Source organism: Faecalibacterium sp. DFI.5.82 (assembly GCF_029076575.1).
GTDB lineage: Bacteria > Bacillota > Clostridia > Oscillospirales > Ruminococcaceae > Faecalibacterium > Faecalibacterium duncaniae.
The window spans coordinates 1-300 of sequence record NZ_JARFIS010000762.1; the positions used below are offsets into that span (position 1 = coordinate 1).

Here is a 300-nt window from a genome sequence, read left to right on the forward strand (position 1 = left end):
ATGTAGATGGAGAGCAGCCATCGTAAGCAAGGATTTTGTCAGGAGATTCAAAGTTGGAAAAATCACCGATTTCAGCAAGAATCATGGCTGCTCTCCATCTACATACCAGTCCGGAAAACTTACAAACTGTTACGCTCACATGGAGAAGCGTGGTTCTCGTTATTTGCGATATGCCCTCTACCACGCAACCAAGTACGTCTGCCACTGGAATCCCGTCTTTGCTGAATATCTTGCCAAGAAACGTGCTGAAGGAAAGCACTACAATGTTGCCTTATCCCATGCCACGAAGAAACTTGTGCG

General features: G+C 46.0%; 2 pseudogenes. One reads left to right on the top strand and one right to left on the bottom strand.

What is annotated here, in order from left to right:
- Positions 1 to 88, bottom strand: a pseudogene (locus tag P0G09_RS18800) (transposase); the annotation flags it as partial.
- Between P0G09_RS18800 and P0G09_RS18805 the strand changes: the two are divergent.
- Positions 86 to 300 (top strand): annotated as a pseudogene (locus tag P0G09_RS18805) (transposase); the annotation flags it as partial. The pseudogenes P0G09_RS18800 and P0G09_RS18805 overlap by 3 nt on opposite strands.